Consider the following 22,058-nt stretch of genomic DNA (forward strand, 5'->3'; position numbering starts at 1 on the left):
AAGGAAAGAATCGTTTTGGTTCTTTCCTTCCTTACTATTTAGAGATATATTAACAGAAGAAGCTTTGGAATGAATGGAGAGTGAAATGAAATGAAACGTGTATTTCGCGCGCTACTTATTTTTGTTTTGTTGCTGTCCGTGACGGCGCCAGTAAGTGCGAAAACGGAGCGAACGTGGCAAGATGAACGCATTTATTTTATTATGGTCGACCGTTTCAATAACGGGAATCCGAAAAATGATTATGAAGTGAACGTGCATGATCCGAAAGCATATCATGGCGGTGATTTGCAAGGAATTATTGACAAGCTTGACTACATAAAAGGAATGGGCTTTACAGCCATTTGGCTCACGCCGATTTTTGCGAACGAAAAAGGCGGATATCACGGCTATTGGATTGAAGACTTTTACAAAGTGGAAGAGCATTTCGGAACGCTCGATGATTTTAAACGGCTTGTGAAAGAAGCGCATAAGCGCGATATGAAAGTTATTTTAGATTTTGTTGTGAATCATACGGGGTACAATCATCCGTGGCTAAATGATCCGGCGAAAAAAGAGTGGTTTCATGAGAAAAAAGACATTTTTAATTGGGCGAATCAACAAGAAGTCGAAAACGGCTGGTTGTTTGGTCTCCCTGATTTAGCGCAAGAAAATCCAGAAGTGAAAGCGTATTTATTTGATGTCGCGAAATGGTGGATTCAACAAACGGACATTGACGGATATCGGTTAGATACGGTCAAACATGTGCCAAAATCGTTTTGGGACGAGTTTGCTAAAGAAGTGAAATCGGTGAAACAAGACTTTTTCCTTCTTGGGGAAGTATGGCATGACGATCCACGTTATGTAGCGGAATATGGGAAGCACGGAATTGATGCGCTCATTGATTTTCCGTTTTATAGAGAAGCGTCAACGATTTTTTCAAACGTCGATCAATCGCTTGAACCACTTTACAACGTATGGAAGCGAAACGAGGCTTTTTATGACCGTCCGTATTTGCTTGGGACGTTTTTAGATAATCATGATACGGTTCGGTTTACACGTTTAGCCTTGCAAAATCGCATCAATCCGGTGACGCGTTTAAAACTTGGACTGACGTATTTGTTTGCAGCGCCGGGTATTCCGATTATGTACTATGGAACGGAAATTGCGCTTGATGGCGGGGAAGATCCAGACAACCGTCGTTTAATGAATTTCCGTACTGATAAAGAGCTCATTGATTATGTGACAAAACTTGGTGAATTGCGCGAGAAGCTTCCATCGCTTCGTCGTGGCGACTTTGAATTGCTTTATGAAAAAGACGGCATGGCACTTTTTAAACGAACGTACGAAAACGAAACAACAGTGATCGCGATTAACAATACGTCAAAAACGCAAAAAGTGACGCTCGATGACGAATTGGAACAAGGAAAAGAATTGCGTGGGTTGCTGGCGGGAGATTTAGTGCGCAGCAAAGACGGCAAGTACGACATCATTTTAGATCGTGAAACGGCGGAAATTTACGTGCTTGCGCCAAAAACAGGATTAAACATTCCGTTTATTGCGGCACTTGTTGCGGTATATACGGCATTTGGTCTATTTTTATACTTCGCGCGCAAACGAAAAGCGTAATGATGATGGGGGAGAGAGCATGCTAGAAGATACAAGTTTTGCGATTCGCCCGATTGATCAGTTGGACGAAAAAGAAGTGTGGCAACCGATTGGACATGTGCAAAAAATTGAAGGGAAAAAGCAAATATTTGCATTCACATGCGAGAACGCATCGGGTAAAATACATTTTTATCGTGACGATATCGTTCGGGTGACAATTGATCCGTTCGACGGAAAGTATGTTTCTGTGAGTCCAGCAGTGGTCGCAACGCCGAAAAAAGTAGATGTGCACGTTCAAGAAAAAGAAGACGGCTGGGAGTTGCAGACGAAACAGCTGACAGTCGTCATTGAACGACGTCCGTTTCGTCTGGCGATATACGACAATGAAGGAATATTGCTCGTGCGCGATGAACAGCCTGTATGTTTTGAAGCAAAAGGGCGTATGCGTTGCGTTCATGCGCTTGCTCCGACAGATGTCGTATATGGATTAGGAGAAAAAACAGGGGTGTTGAATAAACGTGGTTCTGTATGGACGATGTGGAATACGGACGTGTATGCGCCCCACAATTTAGAAACAGATCCTCTATATGAGTCGCATCCATATATGATGGTGTTAAAAAATGGGCATGCGCACGGCATCTTTTTCGATCATACGTATAAAACGACGTTTGACTTACGCCACGAATCGTTTTATACGTTTACATCAGATGGTGGGTCCCTTGACTATTATGTGTTTGCTGGTCCGCACCCGAAAGATGTGTTAGGGCAATATACGCATCTTGTTGGACGAATGCCTTTGCCACCAAAATGGGCGCTTGGGTATCATCAGTCACGGTATAGTTATGAAACCGAACAGGAAGTGCGTGAACTGATTGATACGTTTCGCGCCAAACGTATTCCGCTTGATGCGGTATATTTAGATATTCATTACATGGATGAATATCGCGTATTTACATTTGACAAAAAACGATTTCCACGTCCGGAATCGCTCGTTCAATATGCGAAGGAACAAGGGGTTCATATCGTTCCGATTGTTGATCCAGGCGTGAAAGTTGATGCGGAGTATGAGACGTACCGCGATGGGGTGCAAAAGGATTATTTTTGTAAATATGCTGACGGAACGTTATACAAAGGAGACGTCTGGCCAGGAACGAGCGTATTTCCAGACTTTTTGAAGAAAAAAGTGCGCAAATGGTGGGGCGAACAACATACGTTTTATACGGACATCGGCATCGAAGGCATTTGGAACGATATGAATGAGCCATCGGTATTTAACGAGACGAAAACGATCGATGAACAAGTCGTTCATGACGGATGGAAAACGCATCGCCAAGTGCATAACATATACGGAATGATGATGACCGAGGCGACATATTGTGCGTTGAAAAAACAGTTGAAAGGAAAACGTCCGTTTGTATTGACACGCGCAGGCTTTTCCGGCATTCATCGCTACGCAGCGGTATGGACGGGAGATAATCGAAGCTTTTGGGAGCACCTTGAACTGTCGATACCGATGTGTTTGAATTTAGGATTATCGGCTGTTGCGTTTTGCGGGGCAGATGTTGGTGGCTTTGCGCATCATGCGAACGGGGAGTTGCTTGCGCGATGGACGCAAGTCGGTGCGTTTTTCCCATATTTCCGCAATCATTGTGCGATCGGTTTTGCGCGGCAAGAACCGTGGGCGTTTGGGGAAGGATATGAACAAATCATAAAACGGTATATTGACTTGCGGTACGAATGGTTACCGCACTTCTACTCGTTATATGTGGAAGCGCATCAAACAGGTGTGCCGATGATGCGCCCGCTTATGATGGAATATCCGAACGATCGCGAAACGTGGAATATTTCGGATCAGTTTATGGTTGGCGAGCAAGTGATGATTGCACCGATCATCCGTCCATATACAACGCATCGCATCGTTTATTTTCCAGAAGGACGCTGGGTTGATTATTGGACGAAAGAAGTGTTTGAAGGCAGTCAGCGATATATTGTCGAAGCACCGCTTGATCGTTTGCCAATATACGTAAAAGAAGGGGCGATGATTGCCCACGCCGAAGCGAAGCCATCTACGATGATTGTGGATGAACAGTTGACGTTATATGTGTATACAATGAAAAAAGGAACATCGACATATACGATTTATGATGATGATGGTGAGACGTTTGCATATGAAAAAGGAGAATATGTCCGCATGCGTATTCGCGCGACGTTTTCGGACGATGCGGTTCATTTTGAGATAGAACGAGAAGGTGCGTACAAACCACCTTGGCAATTGCGTGTCGCATTTGTTGGCGATGTACCGTCTACAATTGTTGTTAATGGAGAAAAACGTATCATCGATGAGGCGACAAACACGTTTGTTTTGTAAGAGATGGGGGATTTTTTATGACAGTAACGATTAAAGATGTAGCGAAGCGCGCGAATGTGGCGCCATCGACCGTTTCACGCGTCATCGCCGATAGCCCGCGCATTAGTGAAAAAACGAAGAAGAAAGTGCGCGAGGCGATGAAAGAGCTTGGCTATCATCCGAATTTTATCGCGCGCAGTTTAGCAAACAAATCGACGCAAGTAATCGGGCTCGTCATGCCAAGTTCGGCCGATAAAGCGTTTCAAAATCCGTTTTTCCCGGAAGTCATTCGCGGCATTAGTAAAGCGGTGCATGATCGGCAATATGCGTTACAGTTATCGACAGGGGAAACGGAAGCGGAAATTTATGATGGCGTCGTGCATATGGTGCAAGGAAAGCGCGTTGATGGTGTCATTTTGCTTTATTCGCGTGCGAACGATAAAATTATGGCGTATTTACAAAAAGAAGATGTGCCGTTCGTTGTCATTGGGAAACCGCATAAAAAAGCGGAAGAAATTACCCACGTTGATAACGATAACGTACGGGCGGCACGTGAGGCAACGGAATATTTAATTGAACTCGGTCATGAGCGCATCGCATTTGTCGGTGGAAACGTCAATCTCATTGTGACGATGGATCGTCTGCGCGGTTATGAAAAAGCGCTCAAATCGGCAGGGCTTGCATATCGAAAAGACTACATTGTACACGAGGAATTTTTAAAAGAAGGCGGACAAGAAGCGATGAAAGAGCTGCTTTCACTTGCTGAACCGCCAACCGCGCTCGTTGTCGCCGACGATTTAATGGCGCTTGGAGTATTAAATACGCTTGCGGAAATGGGCTTAAGCGTGCCGGGAGATGTGTCGATCGTCAGCTTTAACAACGTACTTTTATCGGAAATTTCTCGTCCGCCGCTCACGTCGGTAGACATTAACATTTTTCAACTCGGCTTTGAAGCGGCAAGAAATTTAATACAACAAATTGAAAATCCGAACGAGCCAATTAAACGAATTATTATCCCACATACGCTCGTGAAACGATTTTCGTGCGATTACTACAAAGCGCCTTCTCAATAGAGGGCGCTTTTTTTGTAAATGGACTAGGCGAGAAGAAAAAAATGGTGTATTATATTCTTAACATTCATGCTCTTTGAAAAACAATATACGATAAGCAAGTACGGTGCATACGTCTGTATGCTTAAAAGGGAAGAACGGTGCAAAGCCGTCGCGGTACCCGCCACTGTGATGGGGAGTTTTGTTGCAGGATGCCACTGATTTTTAGGGAAGGCGCAACGAAATGATGAACCTAAGCCAGGAGACCTGCCTGCTTGCGATACGTCGGCTGCCTACGGGAATATAGGTAGACGTGCGGGAACGATGGACGTTATATATGCTTAGTGACGTATGCTCTATTTTTTGAATCTTTCGTTTTTTCTGCACCTCTGCCTAGGGGTGCTTTTTTATTTTGAAAAAAAGGAGTGACATATATGGCAACGTGGAATTTACAAGGAACGAAACATCATGTGTTGATTTGTAACGGAGGAAGTTGTATGCGGAAAGGGGGAGAGGAGGTAACGCAGGCGATTCGTGATGAGATTGACAAACTGCAACTACATACCCACGTCCATACGACGCGGACGAGGTGCAACGGGCGCTGTGAAGATGCATGTGTTGTCATCGTGTATCCAGAAGGAATTTGGTACCGCACGATTGATGAGCAAGTCGGTAGGGATATTGTACGAAAACATGTAAAAGATGGCGAAGTATTGCTTGATTATGTGACGTACACATACGATGGAGGGTTTGTCATACCTGAACATAGCGTTGCGACAAGGGGGAAGGAAAAGTGAAGAAACCGTTGTTTTTTTTCGCTAGTGCGTGCGTAACCATCTATATTTTATTTGCGCTTTCGCCTTCTGTATATGCGATGCACATTATGGAAGGATTTTTGCCTTGGCAGTGGGCGCTCGTTTGGTGGCTGTTATTTTTACCGTTTTTCTTGATCGGTATGCGCAACGTTGCGCGTTTGATGAGGCAAAGGCCCGAAGTAAAGTTATTGCTTGCTTTAGCTACGGCATTTACATTTGTTCTTTCTGCGTTAAAAATCCCGTCTGTTACAGGAAGTAGCTCTCATCCGACTGGGACAGGTCTTGGTGCACTTTTATTCGGACCGTTCGTGATGACGGTCATTGGTACGGCGGTGCTATTGTTTCAAGCGCTTTTACTTGCGCATGGCGGAGTGACAACACTTGGTGCGAATGCGTTTTCCATGGCTGTCGTCGGACCGCTCGTTGCGTACGTACTGTTTTCTTTGTGTAAAAAGTTCGGCGTATGTACGCGCGTTTCCGTTTTCCTTGCGGCGATGATGGCCGATTTAGCTACGTATGTAATGACGTCAATTCAGCTTGCACTTGCGTTTCCTGATGCGACGAGTGGGGTATGGGGGGCATTTTTAAAGTTCGCTTCGATTTTTGCAGTGACGCAAATACCGCTTGCGATTACGGAAGGACTTCTTACCGTTGTTGTATGGAACTTTTTACATACGCACTCGAAGCGGGAGTTAACGATATTGGAACAGAAAGGAGCGACTATTGAATGAACAATCGCATATTGCTTCTCGTTGCTGCACTATTCATTGTGCTACCGCTATTTGTTGTGAAAAATACAGAGTTTGCTGGAGCTGATACGCTTGCGGAAGAAATGATTCAACAAATTGCGCCGCATTATAAACCGTGGTTTGATGTTGTATTTGAGCCCCCAGGCGGAGAAGTAGAGACGTTGTTATTTTCACTACAAGCCGCGCTTGGTGCTGGAGTGATTGGATATATTATCGGGCTGTACAAAGGGCGAAAGCGAAATGGTTAGTTGGCTTGACGAATGGGCGTATCGAAATCAACTGGCTAAAGTGAATGTCACATTTAAACTCATACTTACTTGCACACTGCTTATTGGGACGATTTTTGGAACGAATATGACTCGTTGTATCATTATCGTCTTGTTATTCATTTGGCTTCTTTATCGTGCCCGTTTGCCATGGTATGTTTGCGTTCGCTTTTTTGTCATCATGTCCCTTCTTGTTATTGGGAGCTGTGTTCCTCTTCTTTTTGCGATTGATCGTAACGTTCATTTTGTGGGCGAAAATGTGGGGCAAGTGGCAACGATTTGTTTACGCGCATTATCAAGTTCTTTTACGCTTTTTTCTCTTGCCATCACAACACCGTTTTTTCGCATTGCTTATGCATTAAGTAAATGGCGTGTTCCTCAAGCGTTCATTGAGCTATTAGTATTGACGTATCGCTTCATTTTCGTGTTAGAGAAAGCGGCGACGCATTTGTTTATGACGGTAAAAATAAAAAATGGGAAACGAAATTGGAGACTTGCATCGCTTGCGATTGCACAACTGCTTCGCCAAACGATACGCGATTACGAGGCGATGATTATTACGCAAGAGGCGCGCAACGTATCATCTGTTATCCCTATTTGTGCTGACGAACAATTGCCTCGAAAGTATGTGATGGAAGCGTGCGTCGGACTTGTTGTTTTACTTATTGTGGAGGGCTTATATGTTGCAATTTCATAATGTGCATTATACGTATCGAAACGGCACTTACGTGTTAAAAGGAATATCGTTGACAATTGAACAAGGAAAAAAATATGCGTTAATCGGGAAAAACGGTTGCGGGAAAACGACATGGTTGCTTCATGCCAACGGTATTTACCGTCCGACGAAAGGTGAAGTGTATTGGGAAGGAAAAAAGGTGGAGAATCGTCGGTTACGGCAACATGTCGGCGTCGTCTTTCAAAATCCCGAACATCAATTTTTAGCACCGACGATTGAAGAAGAACTAGCGATTAGTTTAGAAGGAAATCGCGAACAAATAGAACGCGTCATGAGACAGTTTTCGCTTGAGAAATGGCGTGATATGCCGATTCATCATTTAAGTCTAGGACAAAAAAAATGGCTATCTCTTGCGGTAGCGATGGCTACGCGACCTCGATTGCTTATTGTCGATGAGCCGTCTGCTTACTTAGATGGAGCGCAGAGCGAGCGCTTAGTCATGAAGCTCAATGATTTACATCAAGCAGGAACGACGCTCGTTGTCATTACGCACGATCTTGATTTCGTTTGGCAGTGGGCGGATGAAGTGTTTGTTATGGATGAGGGGCGTATCGTTTTATCCGGAACACCTGCGTTTGTCTTTTCGCAAACGAATATATTTCGCGATTTGCGCTTGCCGCTGCCGCTTTTATTGCGCATATGGATGAAGGAAAACAAGGAATGCACAGGGCAACAGTTATCTGAATGGATTGAACAATGGAAAAAGGGGTGAAAAAATGGCTGGGAAATTGTTTGTTGTTGGCTTTGGTCCAGGAAGTGTCGAGCATATGACAAAACGTGCTCGCGAAGCAATAGAAGAAAGCGACGTCATTGTCGGATATAAAACGTATGTTGACTTAGTCGTTGATTTGATCGCTGGAAAAGAAGTGATTAGCACAGGGATGACCGAAGAAGTTAGCCGAGCACAAGAGGCGATAAAACAAGCGGAACGCGGCAAAAATGTTGCAGTTATTTCAAGTGGGGATGCAGGACTATATGGAATGGCTGGGCTCGTTTACGAAGTGCTCATTGAAAAAGGATGGCGAAAAGAGGATGGAATTGAAGTAGAGATTGTTCCTGGTATTTCAGCTATCCATTCATGCGCCGCTTTACTTGGAGCGCCGATTATGCACGATGCATGTACGATTAGTTTAAGCGATCATTTAACGCCGTGGCATGTCATCGCCAAACGAATTGAGGCAGCCGCAGCAGCTGACTTTGTTATTGCGCTATACAACCCGAAAAGCGGTCGCCGTACCCAGCAGATTGTCGAAGCGCAACGTATTTTATTAACATATCGTTCACCACATACACCTGTTGGTCTCGTCAAAAGCGCGTACCGCGAACGACAACATATTGTATTAACAAGTTTAGGAGACATGTTAGAGCACGACATCGGTATGTTAACGACCGTTATTATCGGGAACTCTTCCACATTTGTTTACGATGGACTGATGATTACACCTCGTGGTTATGAACGGAAATATAAGCTAGCGAGCGCTGTTCAACCGTTAAAGCCACATGAACGGTTGCGACCAGAGGCGGAACCGTGGTCACTCGCAAACGTGCGCACGATTGCCGAAGAAGCGTACGAAAAAGTGAGTGCTCCAAAACAGATAGAAAGATTAGAAATAGCAATTAGTCCAGGGGTGACAAATAAAACGTTAACAACGAAACAAATGATAGACATTGCACGCATCGTTGGTGAAAAAGGAACGATTACGTACACACCAGATCATTATCTTAAAGTGACGATGGAAACGGAGCGACCAGACGAAGTTGTTCGTGAGCTTTTAGAAGCTGGTTTAACCGTCGCCCCAACAGGAAATGTATTTGTTATGAAAGCATGTGATTTTTGTGACGGAGAGAAAAAAGACGCCATTCCTTATGCTGAACAATTATACAAACAATTTGGCGGGATGGAATTGCCAAAAGAATTGCGGCTTGGATTTAACGGGTGTGGCATGGCTTGTTATGGCGCTGTCCATGAAGATATTGGCATCGTCTATCGGAAAGGAGCATTTGATTTATTTTTAGGAGGGAAAACAGTAGGAAGAAACGCTCATCCGGGGCAGCTTGTTGCTGAAGGTATTCATCCTGATCAGTTGATTGAAACGATCGCTCGTATCATTAGGCAATATAAAGAGGAAGGATATGCGAATGAACGTTTCCATAAATTTTTTGAACGAAAAAAAGAAGTCGGCGGTTTTGTTTACGGTGAAACGTTAAAAACAGAGCCAGCGGCATGTGGGGAGTGAGGCAAATGAGAGCAATTTTATTTGTTGGGCATGGAAGTCGGGATGAAGAAGGAAACGAGCAAGTTCGCCAGTTTGTTCAAATGCTTCGTCCGCAAATCGATAAAACGTTTTATGTGCATACATGTTTTTTAGAATTTGGTGTGCCATCTGTTATAGACGGTATTGTCCATTGTGTAGAAAAAGGGGCAACGGACGTTATTGTTATTCCAATCATTTTACTGCCAGCTGGTCATTCGAAACTACATATTCCAGCGGCAATCGATGAGGCAAAAAAACGATATCCACACGTGTCGTTTACGTACGGACGACCGCTCGGTATTCACGACGCCACGTTTACGATTTTAAACGACCGTCTGCAAGAAGCAGGGATTGTTATGGATGGGCAAACAGCGATCATTTTGCTTGGGCGCGGTGGGAGCGATCCAGATGCCAATAGCGATTTGTATAAAATTGCTCGTTTATTTTGGGAACAAAACAAACAAGCAATCGTTGAGCCAGCGTTTATGGGGGTAACAAATCCATCGTTAGATGAGGCAGTGGAACGATGTGTAAAACTCGGGGCTAAAACAATTGTCGTTTTACCTTACTTTTTATTTACAGGCGTACTTATAAAGCGGTTAGAAAAGCGAGTTTCCGAGTTTCAAAGCACATACTCGGACATTTCGTTTGTGCTTGCGCATTATTTTGGATTTCATCCATCGCTACAGACGATTGTGCTCGATCGGTTGCAAGAAGCAATAAGCAATTCGGTTCGTATGAATTGTGATACGTGTCAATATCGGCTTCATGTCGCCGAACATCATCATCACCATCATCATCACGAACATTGAGGTGAAAGAAATGATCATGATGTTATCTGGAACGAGTGATGCACGACAGTTAGCGCTAGCGATTCGCGATGCTGGATATGATGTGTTTGCGACCGTCGTTACAGAACATGCGGCAGAGCAAATGGCGTACGTTGGACTGCATGCCCATGTTGGCCGTTTAACTGCGAGTGAGATGGTTCAGCTTATTCAACAATATGCAGTGACAGCGGTCGTCGATGCAAGCCATCCGTTCGCAGAAGAAGCATCGCGTCAAGCGATACAAGCAGCAGAAAAAGCAAACGTCCCGTATATTCGCTATGAACGAAAAGAAAGCATCATTACGTATGAGCACGTCACGTTTGTTGATAGCTATGAAGATGCTGCGGAATATGCTGCGGAAAAAAAAGGAGTCATTATGCTTACGACAGGGAGTAAAACGTTGCATATTTTTGCCGAAAAGCTACTTCCGCTTCCTGGCGTTCGCTTAATCGCCCGTATGTTGCCAACAAAAGACAATATGGAAAAGTGCGAACAATTGCGCTTTCCGCAAGAAAACATTATCGCGATGCAAGGCCCGTTTACAAAACAACTAGATATAGCATTCATGAAACATTTCGGTGTGACGCTCCTTGTAACGAAAGAGAGCGGACGTGTTGGCTTTGTCGATGAAAAAATTGCCGCGGCACAAGAGCTTGGCATTGAAACAGTTGTCATTCGACGACCTAAGCTTTCTTATCCCGTCATTTATCATGAATTTTCTGATGTTATTGAAGCGTTAGCGCGAGAGTCAAAAAAGAAGGAGGAGAAATAAATGTTTCGCCCGATTACTGTCCAACCGGAACAAATTGAGCAAAAAAGTTTCCAAATCATCGACGAAGAAATAGGAGAGCATACGTTTTCCGAAGAGCAATATGCTGTTGTTCAACGTGTGATTCATGCGAGCGCGGACTTTGAATTAGGGAAAAGTTTGTTGTTTCATCCACGTGCAATTGAAGCAGGAGTGGCTGCGATTCGTGCGGGGAAAAAGATTGTGGCTGATGTACAAATGGTGCAAGTTGGAATTAATAAAGCGCGTATTGAAAAATATGGTGGGAGCGTTCATGTATACATTTCTGATGAAGATGTGATAAAAGAAGCGAAACGATTAAACACAACGAGAGCGATTGTTGCGATGCGCAAAGCGGTGCAAGAAGCGGAGGGGGGCATTTTTGCCATTGGTAACGCTCCGACAGCTCTACTAGAACTCATTCGACTAGTGAAAGAAGGGGAGGCGCGCCCAAGTCTCATTATCGGGTTACCCGTCGGATTTGTCTCAGCAGCAGAATCAAAAGAAGAATTGGCGAAATTGGATGTTCCGTTTATCACAAATATCGGAAGAAAGGGAGGGAGTACGGTAACTGTCGCCGCATTAAATGCGTTGTCCATTTTAGCGGAGCGAGAATAAGTATGGAAAAAGAAAAGTTGCGTGAAGGATATACGACAGGGGCGTGTGCAACGGCTGCTACTAAAGCGGCGTTATGTGCGCTCATTACTGGCGTGAAACAAACAGAAGCGACCATTATGTTGCCGATCGGACGAGAAGTTACCTTTGCGATCGTTTCTTGTGAAATGGAAGAAGAACGAGCGAGCGCAACGGTAATTAAAGATGGGGGAGATGATCCAGATGTGACACACGGTGCCTCTATTGTCGCAACTGTAAGCTGGGCGAAGGAAGGGATTCATATTGACGGGGGAGAAGGCGTCGGAAGAGCAACAAAACCGGGTTTACCTATTCCTGTTGGCGAAGCAGCGATTAATCCCGTGCCGCGGCAAATGATGATGGACGTTGCCAATGAGTTGATGACAAAATACGGTATAAAACGTGGTGTGCGCATTATTATCTCTGTTCCAAATGGGGAAGAAATCGCAAAAAAAACATTAAACGGCCGTCTTGGTATCGTTGGAGGCATTTCGATTTTAGGGACGCGCGGCATCGTTGTTCCATTTTCGACATCAGCGTATCGAGCAAGTATTGTGCGTGCGCTTGAAGTTGCGATCGCTTGTGGCTGCGATCATGTTGTTGTCACCACGGGTGGAAGAAGTGAAACATATGCAATGAAACAATATCCTCATTTGAAAGAAGAAGCATTTATTGAAATGGGGGATTTTGTTGGATTTACATTAAAACAATGTAAGCGGCTCGGGATAAAAAAAGTGTCGCTCGTTGGGATGATGGGAAAATTTTCGAAAGTCGCCCAAGGCGTTATGATGGTTCATTCCAAAAGTGCACCTGTTGATTTTCAATTTTTAGCAGACGTTGCGAAACAATCAGGTGCTCCGATGCACGTTGTTGAAGCAATTAAACAGGCAAATACCGCATCGCAAGTTGGCGATATGATGTATGAAGCTGGACATTTGTCATTCTTTCATTTGTTATGTGACTATTGTTGCCAACATGCGTTGCGGGAAGTGAATGGCGGACTGACTGTCGAGACGACGTTATATACGCTGAAAGGGCAATGTTTAGGAAAGGCGGTGCGAAGCGATGGAGCGAATGAAGTTAATCGGGATTGGTGCTGACGGAGCGGCATCCCTCCCTACGCTATATAAACAATGGATTGATGAAAGTGAACGGCTTGTTGGTGGGGAACGGCAACTATCTTTTTTTCCTCATTACAAAGGAGAAAAAATCGTTATTCGGAACAATTTATCATCGCTTGTAGCGACATTAATGAATGAACGAAAAAAAACGGTCATTTTAGCTTCGGGGGATCCAATGTTTTATGGAATCGGTAGTTATTTAGCAAAAAAAGTGCCGATTGAAGTATATCCTTCTGTAAGCTCGCTACAATGGGCGTTTGCGAAAATGGGAGAAAGTTGGCATGATGCATACATCGTTAGTTTGCACGGGCGTACGATGAAAGGATTGGCACAGCGGATAGATGGGAAAGAAAAAGTGGCGGTTTTGACGGATGATACGAATGATCCACGAGCGATCGCTTCGTACTTATTGTCATACGGAATGACGGAATACGAAGCATTTGTTGGAGAAAATCTCGGAGGTGAAAACGAGCGCTGTCGTTTTTTGACGCTAGAAGAAATGAAAGATGCTTCTTTTGCTCCGTTAAATATCGTTATTTTACGTCGTGTGAACAAAGGACCGAATTGGGCATTTGGAATTGATGATGATGAATTTTTGCAACGGAAACCAGAGAAAGGGCTCATTACGAAAAAAGAAGTGAGGGTATTAAGTTTGCAGGCGCTTCATCTTCATGAAAAAAGCGTTGTATGGGACATTGGCACATGTACAGGATCGGTAGCTATTGAAGCGGCAAAAATTGCTCGTGAAGGAGCAGTATTTGCAATTGAGAAAAACGCCTATGATATCGAGATATGTCAGAAAAATATGAAAAAGTTTCGCGTAGATTTTACACTCATTCACGGCCGCGCGCCAGAACATTTGGAGCAGTTTCCTGATCCAGATGCGATTTTTATTGGCGGCACATCAGGGAGTTTGCGTGACATTATTGCTGTTTGTTGTATGCGATTAAAAAAAGGTGGGCGCATCGTCATCAATGCAGTCACGGTCGAAACGTTATATGAAGCGATCGATGCATTACGAAGCTATGGATATACTGTTGATATTTTGCTCGCCCAATTTTCACGTAGCAAACCGATTTTACAATTGACGCGTTTTGATGCATTAAATCCAATATATATCATTTCAGCATGGAAGAGGGATACAGAATGATTGGTACGTTATACGGCATAGGAGTTGGTCCCGGGGACCCAGAACTACTAACAGTCAAAGCGTTTCGTAGATTGAAAGAGGCGCACGTCATTGCTTATCCAAAAAAGGCGAATGGCAGTAAAAGTTATGCGCAGCAAATTGTCGATGCGTACTTTTCGCCAAAAGAAAAACAGATGCTTGGTCTCGTTTTTCCGATGACGAAAGACGAAAATGTGTTGCGAGAAAAATGGAATGAAACAGTCGAAACGGTATGGACTTATTTGCGTGAGGGGAAGCATGTTGCGTTTGTGACGGAAGGCGATCCGCTTTTATATAGCACATGGATTCATTTTATGCGCACGATGCAAATGAAATATCCGGACGTTTCGATCGAAATTGTACCTGGCATTTCATCTATAAATGGAGCAGCCGCACGTTTGCAGTTGCCGCTAGCGGATGGGGATGAGACAGTTGCCATCGTCCCAGCACGAGATGATTATTATGCGATGAAAAAAGTGATTGAAACGCACGATTGCGTCATTTTTTTAAAAGTCGCAAAAGTGATGTCGCTGCTTCTTGCCATTTTAAGGGAGATGAATATAACAAACAAAGCAGCAGTTGTGACAAAAGTGACATCTCACGAAGAGGTCATATGGAATATTGAACAGTTGGAGCAAGTGTCATTACCTTATTTAACATTAATGGTGGTGAGAAAGTGAAAATATATATTGTCGGCGCTGGTCCGGGAGCGAGCGATTTAATTACAGTCAGAGGAATGAAGCTGTTGCAGCAAGCGGATGTCATTTTTTACACGGATTCGCTTGTTAACGATGGGTTGCTTACATATGCCAAAAAAGACGCGCGCATTTTTTGTACTTCGGGCATGCATTTAAAGCAAATCGTTTCACTTATGTGTGAAGAAGTGAAAAAAGGGAACATGGTCGTCCGTCTTCATACAGGAGACCCATCCGTTTATGGAGCAACGATGGAGCAAATTGTGCTGTTGAAAAAAGAAGGGATAGATGTCGACATTGTGCCTGGGGTCAGTTCTGTATTTGCAGCCGCAGCTGTTGCGCAAGTGGAATTAACTGTACCGAATGTCACACAAACGGTCATTTTAACGCGAGCAGAAGGAAGGACACCTGTTCCAGAAAAAGAACAGCTTGCATCGTTAGCGCAACATCATTGTACGATCGCTCTTTTTTTAAGTGCAACGTTAACGAAAAAAGTGACTGCAGCCCTTCTTGAAGCAGGGTGGAGTGAGCATACTCCTGTCGTTGTTGTGTATAAAGCAACGTGGCCGGACGAAAAAATTGTGCGTTCTACTGTTGGTACGCTACATGAAGATATGCAGCGTCACGGTATTCGGAGACATGCGCTTATTTTAGCGGGGTGGGCGCTTTCTAATGAACTCGATGAATCATGTCGTTCCAAATTGTATGATGAAACGTTTACACACGGCTATCGAAAAGGTGGGGAATAACATGTATGCCGTTGTAGCCATTACGAAGCACGGAGTAGAAATTGCACGAAAACTACATGAAACACTCCCAAATACACACGTGTATTACACAGATAAATTTGCAAAAGGTGATGAAAAGCAAAAAGGTATTTATTTATTTTCAGGAAATGTTCGCTCTCATTTAGGAAAATGGTTCGTCACGTACCGCGGTCTTATTTTAATTATTTCCCTTGGGGCAGTTGTGCGCATGATTGCCCCGTTACTAAAAGATAAAAAAACAGATCCTGCTGTTGTTGTTATTGATGATAAGGCGGAACATGTCATTAGTGTATTATCCGGTCATTTAGGCGGAGCGAATGAGTTGACGCGAAAGGTGGCGGATTTGCTTGGCGCTCGTCCAGTCATTACGACAGCGTCTGATGTGCAACAAACGATTGCGGTAGATTTATTCGGTCGGTCGTTCGGATGGGAATGGGAGAATGAAGAAAACTTAACTCCTGTGAGTGCAGCAGTTGTAAATGAACAGCATGTTGCCGTCGTGCAAGAATCGGGTGAACGGAATTGGTGGACATATGATACCCCGATTCCGTCAAACATTCGACAATATGCTTCGATCGCTGAAGCGCTTGAAGCGAAGCCAGATGCAGCGCTCGTTGTTACGCATCGTTTGCTTGAAAAAGAGGAAGAGGCGGTTTTACAAAACGGAGTGTTATACCGTCCAAAAGTGATCGTCATCGGTATCGGTTGCAATCGTGGGACAAGAGCGGAAGAAATCGAACAAGTGATTTGTGATACGTTACAACAGCTACGTTTCTCTATAAAAAGTGTGAAAGCATTATGCACAATTGATTTAAAAAAAGATGAAGAAGGGTTGATAGCCGTAGCAAACAAATATCAATGGCCGCTTATTTTCTACACGCCAGAGCAGTTGAACGCCGTTCCGATTGATGAACCGTCTGAAACAGTATTTCGCTATACTGGGGCATATGGTGTAAGCGAACCTGCAGCAAAGCGATATAGCGGACAACAAAAGCTTATTTTAACGAAAAAAAAGAGTGGGAATGTGACGATTTCCGTTGCGCTATGGGAGGGAAAAGAGTGAGGCGAATTGTCGTGGCTGGGACTGGGAGCGGTGTTGGAAAAACGACGATAACGCTCGGCTTAATGAGTGCGTTTAAACAAAAAGGCTATGTTGTTCAAGGGTTTAAATGCGGACCTGATTACATTGATCCGACATATCATACGGCGGTGACAGGGAGGCGTTCGCGCAATTTAGATAGTTGGATGGGAAATGAAGACATTGTGCGCCACGTATGCAAGAAAGGAAGCGAAGGAGCGCATCTTTCCATTATTGAAGGGGTAATGGGGCTATTTGATGGGAAACGAGCGACGACAGATGAAGGTTCCACTGCAGAAATTAGCATTATCACGGAAAGCCCGGTGTTGTTAGTCGTTGATTGTTCAGGAATGGCGCGAAGTGCGGCGGCTGTCGTACGCGGATTTCAATTGTTTCACAAAGACGTTCGCATCGTTGGTGTCATTGCGAATCGCGTTGGGAGCGAAGGACATTTTCGGCTTGTGAAAGAAGCGATTGAGCAACAATGCGGTATTCCTGTTGTCGGCTATTTACAAAAAACAAACGATTTAACAATTCCAGAACGCCATTTAGGGCTCGTTCCATCTGTGGAGCGTGGTGAGCTTCAGCCGTTTTTCGATCGGCTTGGTGAGCGCATCACGCAAACGTTCGATTTAGATATGATATGGGAGTTAGCGGAAGCGACTGAACTTCAAAGCAAGCCGCTTTTTACATTAAAACAAACGTATGATGTACGCATCGCTGTGGCAAAAGATGCCGCATTCCATTTTTATTATGAAGAAAATTTAGAGATGCTTCAGTCGTATGGAGCAGAACTTGTTTATTTTTCACCGCTTGCTGGTGAATGTGTTCCACATGATGTACATGGGCTATATATTGGTGGGGGATTTCCAGAAGAATTTGCAGCGGAACTTGCACAACATGAACAAGTGAAACAGTCGGTTGCGGAAGCGATTCAACGCGGTTTACCGACGCTTGCAGAGTGCGGGGGATTTATGTATTTAACAGAAGGCATTGAGACGACCGATGGGCAATATTATGAGATGGTTGGTGTGATTCCGGGACATGTGCGTATGCAGCGAGCGCTTGTAGCACTTGGGTATCGTGAAATGACGGGAATGTCTGGAAATTTTCTGTTCGAACAAGACAAAGCGAAAGGTCACGAATTTCATTATTCAACGTTCATCCGACGCCAAGAAGAAAAATTTGCATATGAAGCGAAAGGTTTGCGCGGATGCAAGCGAGACGGGTATATGGATAAGCGGCTCGTCGCTGGTTACGTTCATTTTTATTTTCTGTCGAATCCTTTGCTTGTTGAGCGATGGCTCAAGGCGTGTAGCGAGGTGAAAAAAGATGCGTAGGGCGCTTCCGATTATGTTTCAAGGAACACATTCAGATGCAGGAAAAAGTGTGATCGCAACGGCTTTTTGCCGTATATTTGCTCGCAATGGTTGGAAAACGGCCCCGTTCAAATCACAAAATATGTCGCTTAATTCATACGTGACGCTCGATGGAAAGGAGATTGGACGCGCGCAAGGGGTGCAGGCGGAGGCAGCGGGTGTTGTCGCGACGACGCATATGAATCCGATTTTAATTAAGCCAAGCCGCGATCAAGAAGCGCAAATTGTTGTACATGGAAAACCGTATGAAAATATGAAAGCTACTACTTATCGCAACGAGTTTTTTCATCTCGGATTGGAGCTGATTCAACAATCGCTTCATGTGTTAATGAACGAGTACGATCGTCTTGTCATTGAAGGAGCGGGAAGCCCTGCAGAAGTAAATTTAAATGATCGCGAACTTGTGAATATGCGTGTAGCACGCATGGCAAATGCTCCGGTCGTTCTCGTTGGCGACATCGAGCGAGGAGGGGTGTTTGCGAGTTTAGTTGGCACGTTGCAATTATTAGAGGAACAAGATCGCAAGCGTGTGATTGGCGTCATCATTAATAAATTTCGTGGCGACCTTTCGCTTCTTCAGCCGGGATTGCGCTGGTTCGAACAATATACAGGTGTGAAGGTACTTGGCGTTGTTCCGTATACGCACGTGCGCATCGATGCGGAAGATTCGGTTGCACTTTCTCGTTATGCGACGAAAAAAGACGATGGGAAAGCGATCGATGTAGCCGTCATTCAATATCCTCGCATTTCCAACTTTACTGATATCGATCCGTTTTTTGCGGAGCCGGACTGTTCGGTACGGTTTGTGTCGGACGCGTCGTTGTTAGGTGAGCCCGATATACTCATTTTGCCGGGCAGTAAAAATACGATTGAAGACGTTCACTTTTTAAAAGAGACGGGTTTATTTGTAGCAATCCGCCGTTTATATGAACGAAGTGATACAATCATGTTCGGTATTTGTGGTGGCTACCAAATGCTCGGCGAACGTATTAAAGATCCGTTTCATGTCGAAACACCACTTGATGCTGTTGCTGGATTAAGCTTGTTGCCGGTTGAAACGACGCTCGCTTGTGAAAAAACGACAGTGCTATGTGAAGGGATGTTGGTGTACAAAAACGAAATGTTTGATGTAAAAGGGTACGAAATTCATATGGGGCGTTCACTTGTGAAACAAGGTGAGCCACTTATTTTGTTAAGCGGAAAAACGGATGGTTGTAAAACGAAAGATGAGCGCGTCATCGGAACATATATGCATGACTTGTTTCATAACGATATGTTTCGGCACCATTTATTAAATAGTGTGCGAAGAAAAAAACAACTTTCACCGTTAATGGAGCGTCCACATTATCGGCAATTGCGTGCGCAAGCATTTGATGACTTAGCTGATTGTGTTGAAAAACATGTCGATGTGAAAGCAATTGAACGAAAAATGATTGAATTTCAAGGGGGAGAACATCATGCTTTATGAACAAATTGGGGAAGAAGTGCGCAATTATATTGACCAATTAACAAAACCGCGCGGCAGTCTTGGGCGTCTTGAGGAATTAGCGATCGAGATTGCAAAAATGACAGGGGAGCGTTTTCCACGTGTGACACCGCCTGGCGTGCTTGTATTTGCAGCTGACCATGGCATCGCAAAAGAAGGAGTGTCTGCGTATCCGCAAGAAGTGACCGCACAAATGGTGCTAAATTTTGTGCGTGGCGGGGCGGCCATTAACGTATTCAGTCAACAAATTGGCGCTATATTTGCGGTCGTTGATGTTGGTGTGGCGGTTGATGTGGATGAAGAAGGTGTCATCAATGAGAAAGTGGCATATGGAACGAAAAACTTTGCCCATGAACAAGCGATGACAAGGGAAGAAGCTGAACGAGCGGTACAAGTTGGACATCGACAGGCGAATGAAATGATAGATCAAGGAATTCGCTGTTTAATCGTTGGTGAAATGGGGATTGGCAATACGACGACGGCTAGTGCGCTATTAGCAGCAATGAGCGGTCGCTGCGTGGCTGAACTTGTCGGCAAAGGAACAGGCATTCATGATGAAGCCATTGCACATAAGCGAGCGGTTATTGAACGAGCACTTATGCTTCATCAGCCGAACGCGTCCGATCCGTTCGATTTATTAACAAAAATCGGTGGACTTGAAATTGCAGCGATGGCTGGTGCGATGCTTGCAGCAGCAGAACGGCATGTTCCGATTTTGCTTGACGGTTTTATTTGTACGGTTGCTGCACTTGTTGCGCAGCGGTTGAATGAGCAAGTTGTCCATTATATGATTGCTGGTCATGAATCTGTCGAACCGGGACACCGCGTCGCACTGCAGTTATTAAACAAAGAGCCGCTCGTTCGTTTGCATATGCGTCTTGGTGAAGGAAGCGGGGCAGCGGTAGCATTTCCAATTGTCCATATGGCGATGGCGATGCTTCATATGGCAACATTTTCCTCTGCGAACGTATCAACAGGGAGTGATCATCATGAATAAAGGAAAAGTGTACATTGTCGGGGCAGGTCCGGGGGATGAGAAGCTTATTACCGTATATGGGCGCGAATGTATAGAGCGGGCGGATGTCATTATTTACGATCGGCTCGTGAGCAAACAGCTGCTTGTATATGCGAAAGAAAAAGCCGAGCTACTATACTGCGGTAAAGAACCGAAAAAGCATGGAAATATTCAACAACAAATTCACGAATGGCTTGTACAATATGCGTTGCAAGGAAAAACAGTCGTACGATTAAAAGGCGGCGATCCGTTTATGTTCGGTCGCGGTGGCGAAGAGGCGGAACATTTGCGGAAACATGGCATCCCGTATGAGATCGTTCCAGGTGTGACTGCTGGTGTGGCTGCGCCAGCATACGCCGGCATTCCGGTGACGCATCGCAACTATGCGGGCGGGGTGACGTTTATTGCGGGACACCAAAGCGGAGAACGTGATCGTATTCGCTGGTCTGCGCTTAGCCATGCGACAGATACGCTCGTATTTTATATGGGGATGGCAAATATCGCTTACATTTGTGAACAACTACAACGTCATGGGAAAGATGGGCATACGCCAGTGGCCGTCATTGAATGGGCAACGACAAATAAGCAACGAACAGTTGTCGGTACGTTACAAACGATCGTTGATATCGTCAATGAAAAACAACTTTCTTCCCCTGCCATTATCGTTGTCGGAGACGTTGTACGTTTACACGATCAATTAAAGTGGGTGGAAGAAACATGGTGATTGTTTATACAGGGGACGGAAAAGGAAAAACGACTGCAGCGGTCGGTCTTGCTGTTCGGGCCGCGGGGCATGGGAAAAAAGTGATTGTCATTCAATTTATTAAATCGCCGCATCGTCCATATGGTGAGGCGAAAATATTCCAACAACTTGGCATCGCCGTACACCAAACAGGTGTTGGTTTCACATGGACGAAAACACCGGCTGAGCATCGCGAAGCATTGCAAAAAGGGTGGGCGCTAGCGAAAGAGTGTGTGCAATCAGGTATGTATGATGTCGTTATTTTAGACGAATTAAATGTTGCGTTAGCGATTACATCTTTTCCGATTGATGATGTTTTGCCGCTTCAAGATGTTGTGTACACATTGGCGAATAAGCCAGCACACACACATGTCGTTGTGACAGGAAGAGGGGCAAAAGAGGAAATGATCGAACTTGCCGATTTAGTGACGGAAATGAAAGAAGTGAAACATTATTACCGTGAAGGCGTTCATGCGATAAAAGGGATTGATTTGTAGATGATATTTCCCATGTATAAAAACGATCGATAAAGAAGTTGTGTTGCAAGCGATAGCGA

The 22,058-nt window shown here is 44.6% G+C and carries 22 protein-coding genes and 1 riboswitch; all 22 genes read left to right on the forward strand.

What is annotated here, in order from left to right:
* The first annotated feature begins 90 nt into the window (after window positions 1–90).
* The 22 genes from LD028_RS04690 (at window position 91) to cobO (ending at window position 21,999) form a co-directional block, all read left to right on the forward strand.
* Window positions 91–1,605, forward strand: coding sequence for an alpha-amylase family glycosyl hydrolase (locus tag LD028_RS04690; protein WP_237811103.1), 1,515 nt, complete (start codon window positions 91–93; stop codon window positions 1,603–1,605).
* A 19-nt stretch (window positions 1,606–1,624) separates the two neighbouring features.
* Window positions 1,625–3,952 carry a glycoside hydrolase family 31 protein gene (locus LD028_RS04695; protein ID WP_237811104.1) on the forward strand — a complete coding sequence of 776 codons (2,328 nt, stop codon included), beginning with the start codon at window positions 1,625–1,627 and terminating at the stop codon, window positions 3,950–3,952.
* A 17-nt stretch (window positions 3,953–3,969) separates the two neighbouring features.
* Window positions 3,970–5,004, forward strand: coding sequence for a LacI family DNA-binding transcriptional regulator (locus LD028_RS04700; RefSeq protein WP_006318965.1), 1,035 nt, complete (start codon window positions 3,970–3,972; stop codon window positions 5,002–5,004).
* An 83-nt stretch (window positions 5,005–5,087) separates the two neighbouring features.
* Window positions 5,088–5,269: riboswitch (cobalamin riboswitch) on the forward strand.
* A 145-nt stretch (window positions 5,270–5,414) separates the two neighbouring features.
* Window positions 5,415–5,777 (forward strand): (2Fe-2S) ferredoxin domain-containing protein, encoded by a 363-nt coding sequence (locus tag LD028_RS04705; protein ID WP_237811105.1) that lies wholly within the window; start codon window positions 5,415–5,417, stop codon window positions 5,775–5,777.
* Window positions 5,774–6,526, forward strand: coding sequence for an energy-coupling factor ABC transporter permease (locus tag LD028_RS04710; protein ID WP_237811106.1), 753 nt, complete (start codon window positions 5,774–5,776; stop codon window positions 6,524–6,526). The genes LD028_RS04705 and LD028_RS04710 overlap by 4 nt, the downstream gene beginning before the upstream one ends.
* On the forward strand, window positions 6,523–6,792 hold the full coding sequence (locus LD028_RS04715) for an energy-coupling factor ABC transporter substrate-binding protein (RefSeq protein ID WP_012575720.1): 270 nt from the start codon (window positions 6,523–6,525) through the stop codon (window positions 6,790–6,792). Before LD028_RS04710 ends, LD028_RS04715 begins: the two co-directional genes overlap by 4 nt.
* Window positions 6,785–7,507 carry an energy-coupling factor transporter transmembrane component T family protein gene (locus LD028_RS04720; protein ID WP_237811107.1) on the forward strand — a complete coding sequence of 241 codons (723 nt, stop codon included), beginning with the start codon at window positions 6,785–6,787 and terminating at the stop codon, window positions 7,505–7,507. Before LD028_RS04715 ends, LD028_RS04720 begins: the two co-directional genes overlap by 8 nt.
* Complete coding sequence (locus LD028_RS04725) at window positions 7,491–8,258, forward strand: energy-coupling factor ABC transporter ATP-binding protein (protein WP_237811108.1); 768 nt, start codon at window positions 7,491–7,493, stop codon at window positions 8,256–8,258. Before LD028_RS04720 ends, LD028_RS04725 begins: the two co-directional genes overlap by 17 nt.
* A 4-nt stretch (window positions 8,259–8,262) precedes the next feature.
* Window positions 8,263–9,783: a precorrin-3B C(17)-methyltransferase gene (gene cobJ / locus LD028_RS04730; RefSeq protein ID WP_041638793.1), complete on the forward strand. Its 1,521-nt coding sequence runs from the start codon at window positions 8,263–8,265 to the stop codon at window positions 9,781–9,783.
* A 5-nt stretch (window positions 9,784–9,788) separates the two neighbouring features.
* Window positions 9,789–10,613 carry a sirohydrochlorin chelatase gene (locus LD028_RS04735; RefSeq protein WP_237811109.1) on the forward strand — a complete coding sequence of 275 codons (825 nt, stop codon included), beginning with the start codon at window positions 9,789–9,791 and terminating at the stop codon, window positions 10,611–10,613.
* Window positions 10,614–10,623: 10 nt separating this feature from the next.
* On the forward strand, window positions 10,624–11,403 hold the full coding sequence (cobK, locus tag LD028_RS04740; protein ID WP_237811110.1) for a precorrin-6A reductase: 780 nt from the start codon (window positions 10,624–10,626) through the stop codon (window positions 11,401–11,403).
* Window positions 11,404–12,036, forward strand: coding sequence for a precorrin-8X methylmutase (locus LD028_RS04745; protein ID WP_237811111.1), 633 nt, complete (start codon window positions 11,404–11,406; stop codon window positions 12,034–12,036).
* Between the two features lie 2 nt (window positions 12,037–12,038).
* Window positions 12,039–13,151 (forward strand): cobalt-precorrin-5B (C(1))-methyltransferase, encoded by a 1,113-nt coding sequence (locus LD028_RS04750; protein ID WP_237811112.1) that lies wholly within the window; start codon window positions 12,039–12,041, stop codon window positions 13,149–13,151.
* Window positions 13,117–14,322 carry a precorrin-6y C5,15-methyltransferase (decarboxylating) subunit CbiE gene (gene cbiE, locus LD028_RS04755; RefSeq protein WP_237811113.1) on the forward strand — a complete coding sequence of 402 codons (1,206 nt, stop codon included), beginning with the start codon at window positions 13,117–13,119 and terminating at the stop codon, window positions 14,320–14,322. The genes LD028_RS04750 and cbiE overlap by 35 nt, the downstream gene beginning before the upstream one ends.
* Window positions 14,319–15,020, forward strand: a complete 702-nt coding sequence (cobI, locus tag LD028_RS04760) for a precorrin-2 C(20)-methyltransferase (RefSeq protein WP_237811114.1) — start codon at window positions 14,319–14,321, stop codon at window positions 15,018–15,020. The genes cbiE and cobI overlap by 4 nt, the downstream gene beginning before the upstream one ends.
* Window positions 15,017–15,784 carry a precorrin-4 C(11)-methyltransferase gene (gene cobM / locus LD028_RS04765; protein WP_006318921.1) on the forward strand — a complete coding sequence of 256 codons (768 nt, stop codon included), beginning with the start codon at window positions 15,017–15,019 and terminating at the stop codon, window positions 15,782–15,784. Before cobI ends, cobM begins: the two co-directional genes overlap by 4 nt.
* Window position 15,785: 1 nt before the next feature.
* A complete protein-coding gene (locus LD028_RS04770) occupies window positions 15,786–16,865 on the forward strand; it encodes a cobalt-precorrin 5A hydrolase (protein ID WP_237811115.1) in 1,080 nt (359 codons plus the stop codon).
* Window positions 16,847–18,220 carry a cobyrinic acid a,c-diamide synthase CobB gene (locus LD028_RS04775; protein WP_237811117.1) on the forward strand — a complete coding sequence of 458 codons (1,374 nt, stop codon included), beginning with the start codon at window positions 16,847–16,849 and terminating at the stop codon, window positions 18,218–18,220. The genes LD028_RS04770 and LD028_RS04775 overlap by 19 nt, the downstream gene beginning before the upstream one ends.
* Window positions 18,213–19,727 carry a cobyric acid synthase gene (locus LD028_RS04780; RefSeq protein WP_237811118.1) on the forward strand — a complete coding sequence of 505 codons (1,515 nt, stop codon included), beginning with the start codon at window positions 18,213–18,215 and terminating at the stop codon, window positions 19,725–19,727. The genes LD028_RS04775 and LD028_RS04780 overlap by 8 nt, the downstream gene beginning before the upstream one ends.
* On the forward strand, window positions 19,717–20,742 hold the full coding sequence (gene cobT / locus LD028_RS04785) for a nicotinate-nucleotide--dimethylbenzimidazole phosphoribosyltransferase (RefSeq protein WP_237811120.1): 1,026 nt from the start codon (window positions 19,717–19,719) through the stop codon (window positions 20,740–20,742). Before LD028_RS04780 ends, cobT begins: the two co-directional genes overlap by 11 nt.
* Window positions 20,735–21,484 (forward strand): uroporphyrinogen-III C-methyltransferase, encoded by a 750-nt coding sequence (gene cobA / locus LD028_RS04790; protein ID WP_237811121.1) that lies wholly within the window; start codon window positions 20,735–20,737, stop codon window positions 21,482–21,484. Before cobT ends, cobA begins: the two co-directional genes overlap by 8 nt.
* Window positions 21,478–21,999 carry a cob(I)yrinic acid a,c-diamide adenosyltransferase gene (gene cobO / locus LD028_RS04795; protein ID WP_077427678.1) on the forward strand — a complete coding sequence of 174 codons (522 nt, stop codon included), beginning with the start codon at window positions 21,478–21,480 and terminating at the stop codon, window positions 21,997–21,999. Before cobA ends, cobO begins: the two co-directional genes overlap by 7 nt.
* The last annotated feature ends 59 nt before the right edge of the window (window positions 22,000–22,058 follow it).

Origin of the sequence: Anoxybacillus sp. LAT27 (genome assembly GCF_022030075.1) — a bacterium.
Lineage (GTDB): Bacteria > Bacillota > Bacilli > Bacillales > Anoxybacillaceae > Anoxybacillus > Anoxybacillus kestanbolensis.